Origin of the sequence: Caulobacter hibisci (assembly GCF_016135805.1) — a bacterium.
GTDB classification, from domain to species: Bacteria; Pseudomonadota; Alphaproteobacteria; order Caulobacterales; family Caulobacteraceae; genus Caulobacter; species Caulobacter hibisci.
In genome coordinates this window covers 88,797-102,906 of sequence record NZ_JADWOX010000003.1, presented here as the reverse complement: position 1 = coordinate 102,906, position 14,110 = coordinate 88,797, and the positions used below count along the sequence as shown (strand labels likewise).

Genomic DNA, 14,110 nt, shown 5'->3' with positions numbered 1-14,110 from the left:
GGCGACGTCGTGCGCCGGGCCGCCGGGAGCGAGAAAGATCAGTCCTCGGCGCCGGTCAGCAGGAAGTGGCCGCGCAGGGCCGCGATCGGGGCCGCGCGCTGCTCCTGCCAGGCCTCGACATGGACGTTGGCGATGCGCCGCCCGACCTTCTTGATCTGGGCTCGGGCATAGGTCGTCAGCGGACGGCCCGAGCGCAGGTACTCGATGGAAACGTCGATCGTGCGCGGCTGGCGCTTGAGGGTCTCGGCGATCGATAGCTGGGCCAGGGCGGTCATCTCCATGAACGCGCCCAGCACCCCGCCGTGGATGGCCGGCAGCATCGGGTTGCCGACGATCTCGGGCGAGAACGGCAGGATGGCGGTCATCTCGTCGCCGGCCAGCTCGGCGGTCATGCCGATGAACTTCGCATACGGAATGGCGCTGATCACGGCGACCAGGCGGCTCTGGGCCTCGCTGACGTGGGCTTCGCTCATTGGCCGCCCTCCTTTTTACTGGAGCCGGGCGGCTTGAGATTGGCGCCCGCCTTCTTGCCGGCGCTGGAGTCGAGCATGAAGGCGGCCTGGGCGGCGGCCACGGGGTCTTCCGGATCGGTCTCATAGGCCACAGCCCGCACGAAGGCGACCGAGCGGGTCAGCTTGTAGCAATGGGCGCGGGCCAGGATGTCTTTCCCCGGCTCGGCCGGGCGCATGTAGTCGATGCGCAGGTCCAGGGTGGCGATCGAGGTCCAGGTGCTCATGGCCGCGTGCACCGCTTGCCCCGAAGCGTGGTCGAGCAGGGTGGTGACCACCCCGCCCGCGATCACCCCGGTCTCGGGATCGCCCACCAGTTCGGTGCGATAGGGAACCTTCAGCACCGCGACGCCGTCGCCGATGTCCAGGGTGGTGAAGCCCAGGGCCTTGGCCTGGGGGCTGCCTTCGTTCATCGCCTTGGCGATCAGGCGGTGCTGCTCGTTCAGATCCGTATCGCTCATGCCGCTCTCGTTTTCTGGGGGATAGGCTTACAGGATCGCGCGTTGTCTTATCCAGCCGTGATCAAGCCCCAGGATCTTCTCTGTCCGAAACCCGACGGGCTCTATTGCCCGGCCGGCGATTTCTACATCGACCCGGTCCGTCCCGTGGACCGGGCTGTGATCACTCATGGCCATTCCGATCACGCCCGCGCCGGCCACGGCAGCGTGGCGGCGACGCCCGAAACCCTGGCGATCATGGCCGAGCGCTACGGCGAGGACTTCGCCACTGTCAGCCGCCAGCCCGTCCCCTATGGCGAAACCATCACCCACAACGGCGTCGAGGTGACCCTCGTGCCGGCCGGACACGTGCTGGGCTCGGCCCAGGCGGTGGTGCGCTGGAAGGGGCTGACCATGGTCGTCTCGGGCGACTACAAGCGCCGCCGCGATCCGACCTGCGCGCGGTTCGAGCCCGTTCCCTGCGACGTCTTCGTCACCGAGGCGACTTTCGGCCTGCCGGTCTTCCGCCATCCCGACGACAAGGGCGAGATCGCCGCCTTGCTCAAATCGGTCGAGCAGTTTCCCGAGCGCGCCCACATCGTCGGCGCCTACGCCCTGGGCAAGGCCCAGCGGGTCATCAGCCTGCTGCGCGAGGCCGGCTGGGACAGGACGATCCACGTACACGGCGCCATGGAGCGGCTGAACCGGCTCTATCAGGCGCACGGCGTCGATCTGGGGCCGCTGGCCCCGGCCACCGTCGAGCGCGGCAAGACCGGCGACTTCGCGGGAAGCATCATCGTCGCCCCGCCCTCGGCCCTGGCCGACCGCTGGAGTCGTCGCTTTCCCGATCCCGTAGACTGCTTCGCCAGCGGCTGGATGCGGGTGCGTGCCCGCGCTCGCCAGCGCGGGGTGGAGCTGCCGCTGATCATCTCCGACCATGCCGACTGGGACGAGCTGACCGACACCCTGTCGGAGCTGCGCCCCGGCGAGGTGTGGATCACCCACGGCCGCGAGGAGGCGCTGGAGCGCTGGTGCGCCCTGGAAGGCATCCCCGCCCGCGCCCTGCGGCTGGTCGGCTATGACGAGGACGACGGGGAGTAGGGCGCGCCGGAACGCCGTGCTAGCGTCCCGCCGCTGGGAACGCGGGGGCGGTTCGACGGATGGGCAAGCGTGCGGGACGGGGCGTGGCCCTGAAGCTCGAGGCCGGCAAGGTGGTCGAGACGCTCGATCATCTGCAGGCGCGGATCGCCGAACGGTTTCCGGACTCGGGCCTCGCCAGGGTCTGCGCCCAGCTGACGGCGACGGCGCGGGAAACGGCCCGCCGCGCCCGGCGGCTGTCGCGACCCAACCTGGCGGTGGCGCTGATCGTCGCCGGGGCCGTGGCCCTGCCGGTCTGGCTGGCGATCCATATGGACTGGCTGGCCGTGGTGCGCGACCGCGACCTGCTGCGCATCGCCGACGGTCTGGAGCCGGCGGTCAATCTCACCCTGCTGTCGGCCGGCGCGGTGTGGTTCCTGCTGTCGCTGGAGGCCCGCTGGAAGCGCGCCCGGGTGCACAAGGCCCTGCACGAGCTGCGCTCCTTCGCCCACGTGGTCGACATGCACCAGCTGACCAAGGACCCGACCCTGGTGCTGGGGCCGCGCACGGCTTCCTCGCCGGCCCGCGAGATGAGCCGCTTCGAACTGGCCCGCTATCTCGACTACTGCGCCGAGATGCTGGCCCTGACCGCCAAGCTCGCCGCTCTCTATGCCGGCGAGAACGACGACCCGGCGATCGTCGCCGCCGTCAATGACATCGAGACCCTGACCTCCGACCTCGGCCGCAAGATCTGGCAGAAGATCATGATCCTGGGCCAGCTGGACGAGGGGGCTGACGTTCAGACGACCTTGAAGGTACCGCGCGCCCGGGCCACCGGCTTGCCGTCGGCGCGGACCGTGGCCTCGGCGTAGCAGAGGCTCTTGCCGGGCTTGATGAAGTCGGTGTCGAAGTCCAGCCATTGGCCCAGGCTCGGCGCGGCCAGATAGTCGACCCCCAGCGAGACGGTGACGAAGCCGTTGAAGGCCAGGCCCTCGCGGCGCATCCGCACGCCGCACGACAGGCCCATGGCGTTGTCGGCCAGGGCGGCGATCAGGCCGCCGTGCGGTCCGCCGCGCGAATTGGCGTGCGCCTCGCGCGCCTCCAGCCCCAGCACCCAGCGATCATCGCGGATGTCGGCATAGATCGGCTCCCACGGCGCGGTCAGGGGACTGGTGCGGGTATGGGGGACGAAGGGATCGGGCGGCTGGAACGTCATGGTCGTCTCCGGGGCCAGGCTCTCCATTGAAGTTAAACGCATGTTTGAATTGCGTGCAAGGTGGACCATGGCTTGAACCTGCGCCCGGGCGCGACATTCTCCTTCCATGCGCGCCTTCGCCCATCTTCTCGACCGCCTGTCGCTGACGGCCTCGCGCAACGCCAAGCTGACCTTGATCGAGGACTTCCTGCGGGGCACGGCCGATCCCGACCGCGGCTATGCCCTGGCGGCCCTGACCGGCGCCCTGTCGTTCGACGCCGCCAAGCCGGCCTTCATCCGCAAGGCGGTCGAAGCGCGGATGGACGCCCAGCTGTTCGCCTGGTCCTACGACTATGTCGGGGACTTGGCCGAGACCGTCGCCCTGGTCTGGCCCGCGCGGCCGGGCGCCAACCGAGAACCGGAGCTGTCCGAAGTGGTCGAGGCGCTGAGGACGACCTCGCGCGCCCAGGCCCGGCAGCTGATCGAGGGCTGGCTCGATGCGCTCGACGCCGACGGCCGCTGGGCGCTGCTCAAGCTGATGACCGGCGGCCTGCGGGTAGGCGTGTCCTCGCGTCTGGCCAAGCAGGCCTGCGCCAATCTGGGCGGCGTGCCGATCGGCGAGATCGAGGAGGTCTGGCACGCGATCGAACCGCCCTATGGCGACCTCTTCGCCTGGCTGGAGGGGCGATCGGAACGGCCTTCGCCCGACGCGCCCGGCCGCTTCCGCCCGGTGATGCTGGCCCAGGCGATCGACGAGGCCGTGGACTTCGCCAAGCTCGACCCCGCCGACTACGCCGCCGAATGGAAGTGGGACGGCATCCGCGTTCAGGCGGTCAGCGAGCGCGGCGAGCGGCGGCTCTACACCCGCACCGGCGACGACATCTCGGCGACCTTCCCCGACGTGCTGGAGGCCCTGGACTTCGAAGGGGCGCTGGACGGCGAGCTGCTGGTCATGCGCGACGGCGGGGTCGCCAGCTTCGGCGACCTCCAGCAGCGGCTGAACCGCAAGACCGTGGACGCCAAGATGCTGGCCGCGCATCCGGCCGGCATCCGCGCCTACGACCTGCTGCTCGACGGCGAGGCGGATCTGCGCAGCTTGCCGTTCGCCGAGCGCCGAAAGCGACTGGAGGCCTTCATCGGCCGGCTGAAGACGACGCGGATCGACCTGTCGCCGCTTCAGCCGTTCGAGACCTGGGAGGGCCTGGCCGCCTTGCGCGCCGAGCCGCCGGCCGGGGATCCCGCCATCGCCGAGGGGCTGATGCTCAAGCGCTGGGACAGCGTCTACGAGCCGGGCCGCCCCAAGGGGCCGTGGTTCAAGTGGAAGCGCGATCCCCACCTGGTCGATGCGGTGCTGATGTACGCCCAGCGCGGCCACGGCAAGCGGTCGAGCTTCTATTCCGACTACACCTTCGGAGTCTGGCGCGAGGACGAGACCGGCGATCGCAAGCTGACCCCCGTGGGCAAGGCCTATTTCGGCTTCACCGACGAGGAACTGAAGCTGATCGACAAGTTCGTCCGCGACCACACGGTCGAGCGTTTCGGGCCGGTGCGCTCGGTGCGCGCCGACCTGGAGTTTGGCTTGGTCTTCGAGGTGGCGTTTGAGGGTCTGCAGCGCTCGACCCGCCACAAGTCGGGCGTAGCCATGCGCTTTCCCCGCATCAACCGTATCCGCTGGGACAAGCCGGCCCGCGAGGCCGACGAGCTTTCGACCTTGGAGCGGATGCTGGACTGAAACTCCTCCCCCGCTTCACGGGGGAGGAGCTTGGAGCCTCAGTGCGCCAGCTCCGGCGTCCCGCCCTGGCCGCTCTGGAACAGCCGGCCCTTCTCGGTGACCAGCACGACGATCAGCCCGGCCAGGCCAAAGCCGAAGAAGCCCAGGGTCAGCGGCCCGACCGTGCCGTCGAACAGCTGGCCGATCAGGAAGCCGCCCAGGGCCCCGCCGATGGTGGTGATGAAGCCCTGGATCGAGGCCGCCGCGCCGGCGATGTGGCCCAGGGGCTCCATGGCCACGGCGCCGAAGTTCGACATGACGAGGCCAAAGCAGAACATCATCGACCCTTGCAGCAGGGCGAAGGTCCAGACCGTCTCGTGGCCGGTGTGGGCGACGATGGCGTGGATCCCGGCGAAGGCGATGAAGCCCAGCAGCGCGCCGTGCGAGACCTTGCGCATGCCCAGCCGCTCGACGATGCGGGCGTTGACCAGCGAGGCGATGGCGATGCCTCCCGCGATCCCGGCGAAGATCAGGGTGAACCACTCGCCCGCGCCCAGGGCGTCGACGAACACCTGCTGGGCGGAGTTTATGAAGCCGAACAATCCGGCCAGCACCAGGGTGGCGGCGATGGTGTAGCCGATGGCGACGCGGTTGGTCAGGGCCGTGCGGAAGGCGCCCATGATGGCCTTGGCCGAGATCGGCGTGCGGTCTTCCGGATGCAGGGTCTCGGGCAGCTTGATGGCGGTCCAGGCGATCACCGCCGCCCCGAACACGGCCATGACCCCGAAGATCCAGCGCCAGGGCGCGACCAGCACGATGGCCTGGCCGACCGAAGGGGCGATGATCGGCACGGCCAGGAAGACGATGAACGACAGCGACATCACCTGGGCCATGCGGCGGCCCGAATAGCAGTCGCGGACGATGGAGATGGTCAGCACCCGCGTGGCGGCCGCCCCGACCCCGGTCAGAGCGCGGGCGACCAGCAGCATCTCGAACGAGGTGGTCAGGGCGCAGGCCAGGCTGAACAGCACGTAGAGCGACAGGCCGGCCAGCAGCACGGGCTTGCGGCCATAGCGGTCGGCTAGCGAGCCATAGGCGATCTGGGCGACGCCGAAACCGAGCAGATAGGCGGTGATCACCCACTGGCGCTCGTTGTCGGCGGTCAGGCCCAGGCTGGCGCTGATCTGCGGCAGGGCCGGCAGCATGGAGTCGATGGCCAGGGCGTTGGTCGCCATCAGGGCCGCGATCAGGGCCACGAACTGCGCGAAGCCCATTCCCTTGTGGGGTGAGACGGCGGGCGCCGTCGGAGCGGTGGTGTCCCGGGGCATGGCGGGTGCTTTCTTTCGGCCGTGGACGCGCGAGGCGCCGGCCGGCGCGAAACGCAACGGGCGGGATATAGGCGGCGCGGCGATGCGCGCCAACCGCGTAGGCGGTTATTGCGCCATCTGGAACTGGATGCTGACCGTCTGGTCCGCCCCCACCTGCGACGCGCCTTCCTGCGATTGGCCGACGCTGGCCACCCGCAGCAGCGGCTGCGAGCCGGCCTGGCCGGCCGGGGCGTTGCGCAATGCGCCGAGCACCGGCTGGGCGCCGGTCAGGGCCTGGTGGAAAGCCGCAGAGCGCGCCAGGGCCAGGGCCGCGGCCCGCTGGCCTTCCGGCGTGAAGGCGTCGAGATTGGTCACGCTGACCACATTGACCAGGCCCAGCTTGGCCTCGCCCTGGGGGCAGGCGGCCGAAGAGGGTCCGCCATAGGCCAGGCACGGCAGGCGCTTGGCCAGGGACGTTGCGACGTCGCCGGCGATCTTGCGGCCGCCGGTCGACAGGGTGGCCGAGCCTGGCTCGAACAACTGCTCGGCCTTGAACGACAGCGTCCCGCCGGAGGTGTCGCCGGTCAGGGGCGCACCGGCGTCGCGCAGGTCAGCGTCGAGGAAGCCCATCAGGTTGCGCTGGGCGTCGATGGCGCTCGCCGTGGCGGCCTGCGTCTTGCTGGGCGGGGCGTAGGAGAAGCAGCGGCGATCGCTTCCCTCGCCGCCGACGACGGTCTCGGGCACGCACAGCACCCGGGCCTTTTCGTCGATCTCGACGGTGACGTCGCGCGGCGTCAGGGCGGTGGCGGTCTGCAGCAGCGCCGCCGTCTCGGGATGCTTGGCCTCGGTCAGGGCCTTGGTCGTCTGCCGGAACTGCAGCGCGAAGTAGCTGAGCATGATGATGAAGATGAAGATCACCCCCACCATCATATCGGTCATCGACACGTAGTAGCTTTCGCCTTCCTCAAGGTCGGGCGTGCGGCGGCGACGGCCGCGGGCCAGGACCGCCATCAGGCCGGGCTCTGGGCCGGGGTGCGCGCGGCGGCGCCGGCCAGGGCGGTCTCGATCCGCGTCAGCACGGCCAGTTGCTCCAGCATCACCTTCTCCGGCGGGGCGAAGCGGACGCAGCCGTCGAGCAGAGCGAAGAAGTGAGCTTCGAGGCTTTCGATCGCCTGGCGCCGGCGGCGGGCCACCAGACGCAGCACGATCGAGCCGAGCACGCCGGCGATCGAGGTCCAGAACTTGGTGGCGGCCACGGCCAGCAGGCCCATCAGGGCGGTCTGCATGGCGGCGCCGCCCTGGCGCTGCATGGCGTCGACCGCTTCGGTCAGGGCCGCGACGATACCCATGAAGGTGATGACCAGGCCGATGGCGACCATCAGGTTGGCCCACCATTCCAGGGTGCGGGCCGGGCCGTCGGCGTGCTCGAAGGCGTCGACGGCGTGGATCGACGAGGCCAGTCGCCCGTCGCTGGTCTCGGCAAGCTGGCCGCGATAGGCGGCCCAACCCAGTTCAAGGGTCGGATAGGCCTCGCCGCCCAGTCGTTTGTCGAGCTGCGGGAAGGCCTCGGCGAAGGCCTTTTGAAGGTCGGGGCCGCGCAGCTCCGATAGCACGTCGGCGCGTCGCCGCAGGTCGTGGCGCAATGGCGCGTACTCGAAATGGCCGGACTGGAAGATCAGGCCGATAGCCAGCGCCAGGATGGCGCCGGCCATGATCAAGGCCGCGCTGGGCGCGCTGAAGACCGAGACGACGAAGCTTGTGACCGGATCGTGCATACGGGCCTTCTGGCAGTTACGCGCGGCGCGAGCAATGCCAGAAGTTGAGGCCTAAATGAGGCGCGGCTCAGCCGTTGAAGCCGCGGATCGCCTCGATGACCACCGCCTGGTCTGCCTCGGCCAGATAGGGGTGCATCGGCAGGGCCAGCACGGTCTCGGCCTTGGCTTCGGTCACCGGCAGGCCGCCTTCGCCGCGCGGGAAGCTCGCATAGGGAGCCTGCACGTGCATCGGGACGGGATAGTAGACGGCGGTCGGCACGCCCTTGGTCTTCAGGTGGGCGGCCAGGCCGTCGCGGTTCTCGTGCTCGATGACGTACTGGGCCCAGACCGAGACGCCGCCTTCGATCACCGCCGGCGTCGCCAGCACCGCGCCCTTCAGGCCCTCGGCGTAGCGGTTGGCCACGACCTGGCGCAGGTCGATCTCTTCCTGGAACAGGGCCAGCTTCTCGATCAGGATCGCCGCCTGGATGGTGTCCAGCCGCGAGTTCATGCCGATGCGGGTGTTGAGGTACTTGGGATCGTGGTCGAAGGTCTTGCCGGCCAGGTCCGGGCCGACGGCCTTGCCGTGGACGCGGTAGCTGTCCATCAGGTCCCACAGAACCGGATCGTTTGTCAGCACCGCCCCGCCGTCGCCGTAGCAGCCCAGGGGTTTGGCCGGAAAGAAGCTGGTGGTGGCCACGTCCGCCCAGTGCAGCGGGTGCTTGCCGTCCAGGGTGCAGCCGAAGCCCTGGGCGCTATCGGAGATCAGCTTCAGGCCTTCGCGGTCGCATATGGCCTTGATGGCCGGATAGTCGGCCGGCTGGCCGAACAGGTCGACGGCGATGACCACCTTCGGCGTCAGCTCGCCCTTGGCCTTCACCCCGGCGATGGCGGCTTCCAGCTTGGCCGGATCGAGGTTGAAGGTGTCGGCCAGAACATCGACGAACACCGGCGTGGCGCCGACCCACGGCACGACTTCGGGCGTCGCGGCGAAGGTGAAGGATGGGCAGAACACCGCATCGCCCGGACCCACGCCCCAGGCCATCAGCGGCAGGGCGATGGCGTCGGTGCCGTTGGCGCAGGATAGCGCCAGCTTGGCCTGGCCGAAGGCGGCCAGCTTGGCCTCGAACTCGCGGACCTGCGGGCCCATGACATAGGCGCCGCTGTCCAGCACGGCGGCGATCGCCGCGTCGATCTTGTCGCGGATCCGGCGCTGCTGCGCGGCGAGGTCGATGAAGGGCATGCTCATGAGCGGGCTCTTAGAGGCGGGGCGGCTCGGTTTCGAGCCAATTGATGTAACCGACTGTTTCTCGGCTGTCTGTCCCAGGATCCTTCTCCCCTTGCGGGAGAAGGTGGCGGCCGAAGGCCGGCGGATGAGGGGTCTCTCAAAACCGTCAACTCGGCGCCCGGTCGAGCGGCCTTGCGCAGCTCAGAGCGCCTTCGACCCCTCACCCGGCCTCGCTGCGCGAGGCCACCCTCTCCCGCAAGGGCAGAGGGGTGTTTGGAACGAACCTTCACCGCGTTTCGTTGACCGGCCGGCGCGGGGGCGCCATCGAGAGAGCCATGACCAAGCCCAGTACCGTACCGGCAGACCTGTCCCTTCCCTCGATCGCCAACCTCAAGGCCGACGAGACCATGTTCGGCCACTTCCTCGACTGGCTGGGCAAGATCGCCGTCAACCTGGTGGTGGCCGGCATCATCCTGGTGGTCACCTTCTGGGTGGCCGGATGGGTGGCCGGCGCGGTTCGCCGGGCCCTGACCCGCGTGCATCGCACCAATCCCGACCCCACCCTGGCCAGCTTCGGCTCGTCGCTGGTGCGCTACGCCGTCGTCGCCGTCGGCCTGGTGGCGGTGCTTCAGCAGCTGGGCGTGCAGGCCACCTCGATCATCGCCGTGCTCGGCGCGGCCTCGCTGGCCATCGGCCTGGCCTTGCAGGGCGCGCTGTCGAACGTGGCGGCCGGGGTGATGATCCTGCTGTTCCGCCCGTATCGCGTCGGCGACGTCATCGAGACCGCCACCCGCCAGGGCACCGTCAAGTCGCTGGACCTGCTGTTCACCGAGATCGCCACCCCCGACAACGTCAAGGTGATGATCCCCAACAGCAAGGTGTTCGGCGACGTCATCCTCAACTACTCGACCCATCGCAACCGCCGGGCCGACGTGCTGTTCAAGGTGCCGCTGAAGACCGACCTGGTGGCCGTCTTGCAGAAGATGCGCGAGCGGGCCGAGAGCGATCCGCGGGTGCGCAAGGATCCTGCCCCGATGATCGAGGTCACCGACCTGTCGGAAGCCTACGCCCAGGCCGCGATCCGGGTGTGGACGGCCAAGGAGGACTTCGGCCCGGTCAAGACCGACCTGATGCTGGCCGCCCACCTGTGGGCCGAGGACCCGACGCGGGAGCTGCCGCCGCCGCGCAAGTCCAAGGCCCCGGACCCGTCGCCGGCCATGCCCGGCGACAAGGACCATCACCTGTTCAGGCTGAAAGCGCCGAGGAGAGGTCGGAAATCAGATCCGAGCAGTCCTCGCTCCCCACCGAAAGCCGGATGAGGGTGTCGCTGATGCCCAGCGCCTTGCGCTGATCGGCCGGGATTGAGGCGTGGGTCATGATCGCCGGATGCTCGATCAGGCTCTCGACCCCGCCCAGGCTTTCGGCCAGCGTGAACAGGCGCGTGCGCTCCAGCATCCGGCGTGCCGTGCTCTCGTCGCCCTTCAGCTCCACCGAGATGATGCCGCCGAAGCCGCCGTGCATCTGCCGGCGGGCCAGGGCGTGCTGGGAATGGCTGGCCAGACCCGGATAGATCACCCGCTCGACGTCCTTGCGGGTGGAGAGCCACTGGGCGATCTCCTGGGCGCTGTCGCAGGCCCGCTGCATGCGCAGGGCCAGGGTCTTGACGCCGCGCAGGGCCAGGAAACTGTCGAACGGGCCGAGCACGGCGCCGACGGCGTTCTGCAGGAACTTCAGCTTGTCGGCGATCTCGGCGTTGTCGCCGACCACGGCCACGCCCGCGACCACGTCGGAGTGGCCGTTCAGATACTTGGTGGCCGAGTGCATGACGATGTCGAAGCCCAGCTCCAGCGGCCGCTGGACGTAGGGGCTGGCGAAGGTGTTGTCGGCCACGGTGATCAGGCCGCGGCGCTTGGCCAGGGCTGCGATGGCCTCCAGGTCGGCCAGGCGCAGCATCGGATTGGTCGGGGTCTCCACCCAGATCATCTTGGTCTCGGGCCGGATCGCCGCCTCGATGGCCGAGACGTCGCCCATGTCGACGAAGCTGAAGGCCAGGCCGGCCGAGCGCTTGCGCACCTTGTCGAACAGCCGGAACGAGCCGCCGTAGAGGTCGTCGCTGGCGATCACGTGGGCGCCGCTGTCGAGGATCTCCAGGATCGTCGAGGCCGCCGCCAGGCCCGAGGCGAAGGCGAAGCCGGTAGTTCCGCTTTCCAGGTCGGCGATCGAGCGCTCGAAGGCGAAGCGGGTGGGATTCTGGCTGCGGCTGTACTCGAAACCCTTGTGCTCGCCGGGGCTCGACTGGACGTAGGTCGAGGTGGCGTAGATCGGCACCATCACCGCGCCGGTGCTGGGATCGGGAAACTGGCCGCCGTGGATCGTGCGGGTGGCGAAGGCCAGGCGGTTCTTGCCGGGGATGTCGGTCATGGGATCTCGACGTCAGAGGGATTTAAGGGCGTCGGCCAAGTCGCGGGCCTCGTGCAGCAAGCGTGCGATCACCCGGCGGCTTTCGAGACGGATTGTAGGCCAGGACGTAGGGAAATCCTTTCAGCCTGAACAGACGAAAGGGTGGTCGAACAAGGTCCGGCTGCTCTTGGCCGAGATAAGGATTGCGGCCCAGTGCGTCGGCGGCGGCCAGCATGGTCTCGGTCAGCCTTAGCGCCGCGCGTGGACTATCGGCGGAAATCCATTTCGAAGCGGCGAGAAGTTCACGTCTGGCCTGAGGCGCGATCGTCGCCGGCGGCATCTATTTCACAGCTTCCCTGGCGGCCGTTTCTATCGCGGCCCTCATTTCCGCCGCGACTTCGGCTGCGGTGAAACAGCCGTCGCGATCAGCCTCCGCCATCGCCTCGTCCAGCGAGTCGCTCAGCTGCTTCCGCCGTTCTTCCTGCTCTTGCAGGAGAACAAGCGCCGCCTTGATCACGGCTCCGACATCCTCGTAGCGGCCGTCGGCGACGCAATCGCGGGCGAACTGCTCAAGATCGGGCTTCAGAGTGACTTCCATGACGAGACCCTACGCTTGGACGCCAACATGACTCTGCCGGAACATTTCCGCAACGCCCTCACGCCTCGAGGCGCAGGTGGTTGAGGAGGTCGACGCGGGTGATAACGCCAAGAAACTCGTCGCCATCGACCACCAAGGCCACCTCGTCGCGGTCGAAGACGTCGGGCAGGGCCTCGACGCCCTGGTGGGCCTGAAGCGTCCGGATCTCGCGGGTCATGGCGTCGCTGACAGAGGTCTTGAAGCGAGCCCCGCGATGGTCGTCGCCGCCTTCGACGGCGGCCAGGATGTCGCTCTCGTCGAGAATGCCGACCAGCCTGCCGTGATCGACCACAGGCAACTGGCTGATGTCGCTGGAGCGCATGCGGTTGTAGGCGGTCAGCAGGGTGTCCTCCGGCCCGATGGCGATCACGCCGCCCTCGGCGTAGCGCTTGGCGATCAGGTCGCGCAGGTCGCCATGCAGTTCGCGCTGGTCGAAGCCGTGCGCGGCCAGCCACAGGTCGTTGAACATCTTGGTCAGGTACTTGGCGCCGGTGTCGCAGACGAGGGTGACCACCCGCTTGGGCTCGGTCTGCTCGCGGCAATAGCGCAGGGCCGCAGCCAGCAGGGTGCCCGAGGACGATCCGGCCAGGATCCCCTCTTTGCGCAACAGGAGGCGCGCGGTGTCGACGCTCTCGCGGTCGCTGATCGAATAGGCCTTGGAGACCAGGTCCATCTGGGCGTTGTCGGGGATGAAGTCCTCGCCGATGCCCTCGACGATCCACGAGCCGGCCTCGCCATGGGTTCCCGTCGCCACGTAGTCGCAGAGGATCGAGCCGACCGGGTCGGCCAGCACCATCTTCGTCTTGGGCGAGTGTTCGGCCATGTAGCGGCCCACGCCCGTCAGCGTGCCGCCCGAGCCGACGCCGACGACCACGGCGTCGAGGTCGCCGTCCATCTGCGCGAGGATCTCCGGACCGGTGCCGGTGTAGTGGGCGCGCGGGTTGGCCGGGTTCTCGAACTGGTTGGCGTAGATCGCGCCGGGGATCGACTGGGCCAGGGCCTGGGCCATGTCCTGGTAGTATTCGGGATGGCCCTTGCCGACGTCGCTGCGGGTCAGGCGCACGTCCACGCCCATGGCCCGCAGGTGCAGGATCTTCTCGCGCGCCATCTTGTCGGGGACGATCAGGATCAGCTTATAGCCCTTCAGCGCCGCGACCTGGGCCAGGCCCAGGCCGGTATTGCCGGCCGTGGCCTCGATGATCGTGCCGCCGGGCTTGAGGCTGCCGTCTGCCTCGGCCGCCTCGATCATCGAGCGGGCGACGCGGTCCTTGATCGAGCCGCCGGGGTTCTGGTTCTCCAGCTTGAGAAACAGGCGGCAGGGGCCGGTGTCGAGATTGCGCACCTCCAGCATCGGCGTGCGGCCGATCAGGTCGAGCGCGGAACCGGCGACCGGAGGAAGGGCGGATTTGGGGTCGTTCATGGCGCGACTCCGCGACAGGAAGAAAGGTTCTCCTGTCTAACGCTCGAAATCAGAAACGGGAACGCCGTTCTTCAAGCTTGACCTTGGGGTCAGGCCCCGGCGGCGGCCGATCGATCCGTCCGCCATTCCTGCGCGAACTTGCGGCCCACGCCTGCGTCCTCGAACACCACCTGGCGGCGCTCGCCCTCGAGCTGGGGCGCGTCGTGGATCATCACGAACGGAAAGCCGTTGCTGGCCAGGAAGCTCTGCACGAAACGCGAGAACCGCACGGCCTCCTCGGCGGAGGCCAGGCAGATGTCGACGGCGATGTCGGCGGCGGCTTTCATGGGCCACTCCACAAAGGAGGTTTCCCGACCCTAACGCACGAGTTCGCGTTTGCGAACCACCTTCGCAGTTGCAAAAATGCATGAACCCGGAAGACTCTGGTTTCGGGCG

General features: G+C 68.7%; 16 protein-coding genes. 4 read left to right on the top strand and 12 right to left on the bottom strand.

What is annotated here, in order from left to right:
• Positions 1–38: 38 nt before the first annotated feature.
• Both I4Q42_RS06540 and I4Q42_RS06535 read right to left on the bottom strand, forming a co-directional pair.
• Positions 39–473 (bottom strand): PaaI family thioesterase, encoded by a 435-nt coding sequence (locus I4Q42_RS06540; protein WP_198575261.1) that lies wholly within the window; start codon positions 471–473, stop codon positions 39–41.
• Entirely contained in the window at positions 470–970 is a 501-nt protein-coding gene (locus I4Q42_RS06535) for a PaaI family thioesterase (RefSeq protein ID WP_198575260.1), read from the bottom strand. Before I4Q42_RS06535 ends, I4Q42_RS06540 begins: the two co-directional genes overlap by 4 nt.
• A 42-nt stretch (positions 971–1,012) precedes the next feature.
• Here I4Q42_RS06535 and I4Q42_RS06530 point away from each other — a divergent pair, with 42 nt between their 5' ends.
• Both I4Q42_RS06530 and I4Q42_RS06525 read left to right on the top strand, forming a co-directional pair.
• A complete protein-coding gene (locus I4Q42_RS06530) occupies positions 1,013–2,047 on the top strand; it encodes a ligase-associated DNA damage response exonuclease (protein WP_198575259.1) in 1,035 nt (344 codons plus the stop codon).
• A 59-nt stretch (positions 2,048–2,106) separates the two neighbouring features.
• Positions 2,107–2,895 (top strand): hypothetical protein, encoded by a 789-nt coding sequence (locus tag I4Q42_RS06525; RefSeq protein ID WP_232792924.1) that lies wholly within the window; start codon positions 2,107–2,109, stop codon positions 2,893–2,895.
• Here the strand turns inward: I4Q42_RS06525 and I4Q42_RS06520 are convergent.
• On the bottom strand, positions 2,823–3,239 hold the full coding sequence (locus I4Q42_RS06520; RefSeq protein WP_198575258.1) for a PaaI family thioesterase: 417 nt from the start codon (positions 3,237–3,239) through the stop codon (positions 2,823–2,825). The genes I4Q42_RS06525 and I4Q42_RS06520 overlap by 73 nt on opposite strands.
• A gap of 106 nt (positions 3,240–3,345) precedes the next feature.
• Here I4Q42_RS06520 and I4Q42_RS06515 point away from each other — a divergent pair, with 106 nt between their 5' ends.
• Entirely contained in the window at positions 3,346–4,950 is a 1,605-nt protein-coding gene (locus tag I4Q42_RS06515) for a cisplatin damage response ATP-dependent DNA ligase (protein ID WP_198575257.1), read from the top strand.
• Between the two features lie 38 nt (positions 4,951–4,988).
• Here I4Q42_RS06515 and I4Q42_RS06510 read toward each other — a convergent pair whose 3' ends face one another.
• The 4 genes from I4Q42_RS06510 to I4Q42_RS06495 all read right to left on the bottom strand — a co-directional run bounded on the left by I4Q42_RS06510 (position 4,989) and on the right by I4Q42_RS06495 (position 9,239).
• The gene (locus I4Q42_RS06510) at positions 4,989–6,203 is read right to left on the bottom strand and encodes a multidrug effflux MFS transporter (RefSeq protein ID WP_198575479.1); all 1,215 of its coding nucleotides are present in this window, start codon (positions 6,201–6,203) and stop codon (positions 4,989–4,991) included.
• Between the two features lie 159 nt (positions 6,204–6,362).
• Positions 6,363–7,247 carry a hypothetical protein gene (locus tag I4Q42_RS06505; RefSeq protein WP_198575256.1) on the bottom strand — a complete coding sequence of 295 codons (885 nt, stop codon included), beginning with the start codon at positions 7,245–7,247 and terminating at the stop codon, positions 6,363–6,365.
• The gene (locus I4Q42_RS06500; protein WP_198575255.1) at positions 7,247–8,011 is read right to left on the bottom strand and encodes a hypothetical protein; all 765 of its coding nucleotides are present in this window, start codon (positions 8,009–8,011) and stop codon (positions 7,247–7,249) included. Before I4Q42_RS06500 ends, I4Q42_RS06505 begins: the two co-directional genes overlap by 1 nt.
• Before the next feature lie 67 nt (positions 8,012–8,078).
• The gene (locus I4Q42_RS06495; RefSeq protein ID WP_198575254.1) at positions 8,079–9,239 is read right to left on the bottom strand and encodes a DegT/DnrJ/EryC1/StrS family aminotransferase; all 1,161 of its coding nucleotides are present in this window, start codon (positions 9,237–9,239) and stop codon (positions 8,079–8,081) included.
• 314 nt (positions 9,240–9,553) lie between these two features.
• On the opposite strand from I4Q42_RS06495, the gene I4Q42_RS06490 reads away from it, so the two are divergent.
• On the top strand, positions 9,554–10,537 hold the full coding sequence (locus tag I4Q42_RS06490) for a mechanosensitive ion channel family protein (protein ID WP_198575253.1): 984 nt from the start codon (positions 9,554–9,556) through the stop codon (positions 10,535–10,537).
• Here the strand turns inward: I4Q42_RS06490 and I4Q42_RS06485 are convergent.
• From I4Q42_RS06485 to I4Q42_RS06465, 5 genes are all read right to left on the bottom strand, one after another.
• Positions 10,464–11,639 (bottom strand): trans-sulfuration enzyme family protein, encoded by a 1,176-nt coding sequence (locus tag I4Q42_RS06485; protein WP_198575252.1) that lies wholly within the window; start codon positions 11,637–11,639, stop codon positions 10,464–10,466. The two genes, I4Q42_RS06490 and I4Q42_RS06485, sit on opposite strands and share 74 nt — an antisense overlap.
• 22 nt (positions 11,640–11,661) lie before the next feature.
• Positions 11,662–11,958: a type II toxin-antitoxin system RelE/ParE family toxin gene (locus I4Q42_RS26575; protein WP_198575251.1), complete on the bottom strand. Its 297-nt coding sequence runs from the start codon at positions 11,956–11,958 to the stop codon at positions 11,662–11,664.
• Positions 11,959–12,216, bottom strand: coding sequence for a type II toxin-antitoxin system ParD family antitoxin (locus I4Q42_RS06475; protein ID WP_198575250.1), 258 nt, complete (start codon positions 12,214–12,216; stop codon positions 11,959–11,961).
• Positions 12,217–12,274: 58 nt separating this feature from the next.
• Positions 12,275–13,675 (bottom strand): pyridoxal-phosphate dependent enzyme, encoded by a 1,401-nt coding sequence (locus I4Q42_RS06470; RefSeq protein WP_198575249.1) that lies wholly within the window; start codon positions 13,673–13,675, stop codon positions 12,275–12,277.
• An 89-nt stretch (positions 13,676–13,764) separates the two neighbouring features.
• Positions 13,765–14,001, bottom strand: a complete 237-nt coding sequence (locus tag I4Q42_RS06465; RefSeq protein ID WP_198575248.1) for a hypothetical protein — start codon at positions 13,999–14,001, stop codon at positions 13,765–13,767.
• Positions 14,002–14,110: the final 109 nt, after the last annotated feature.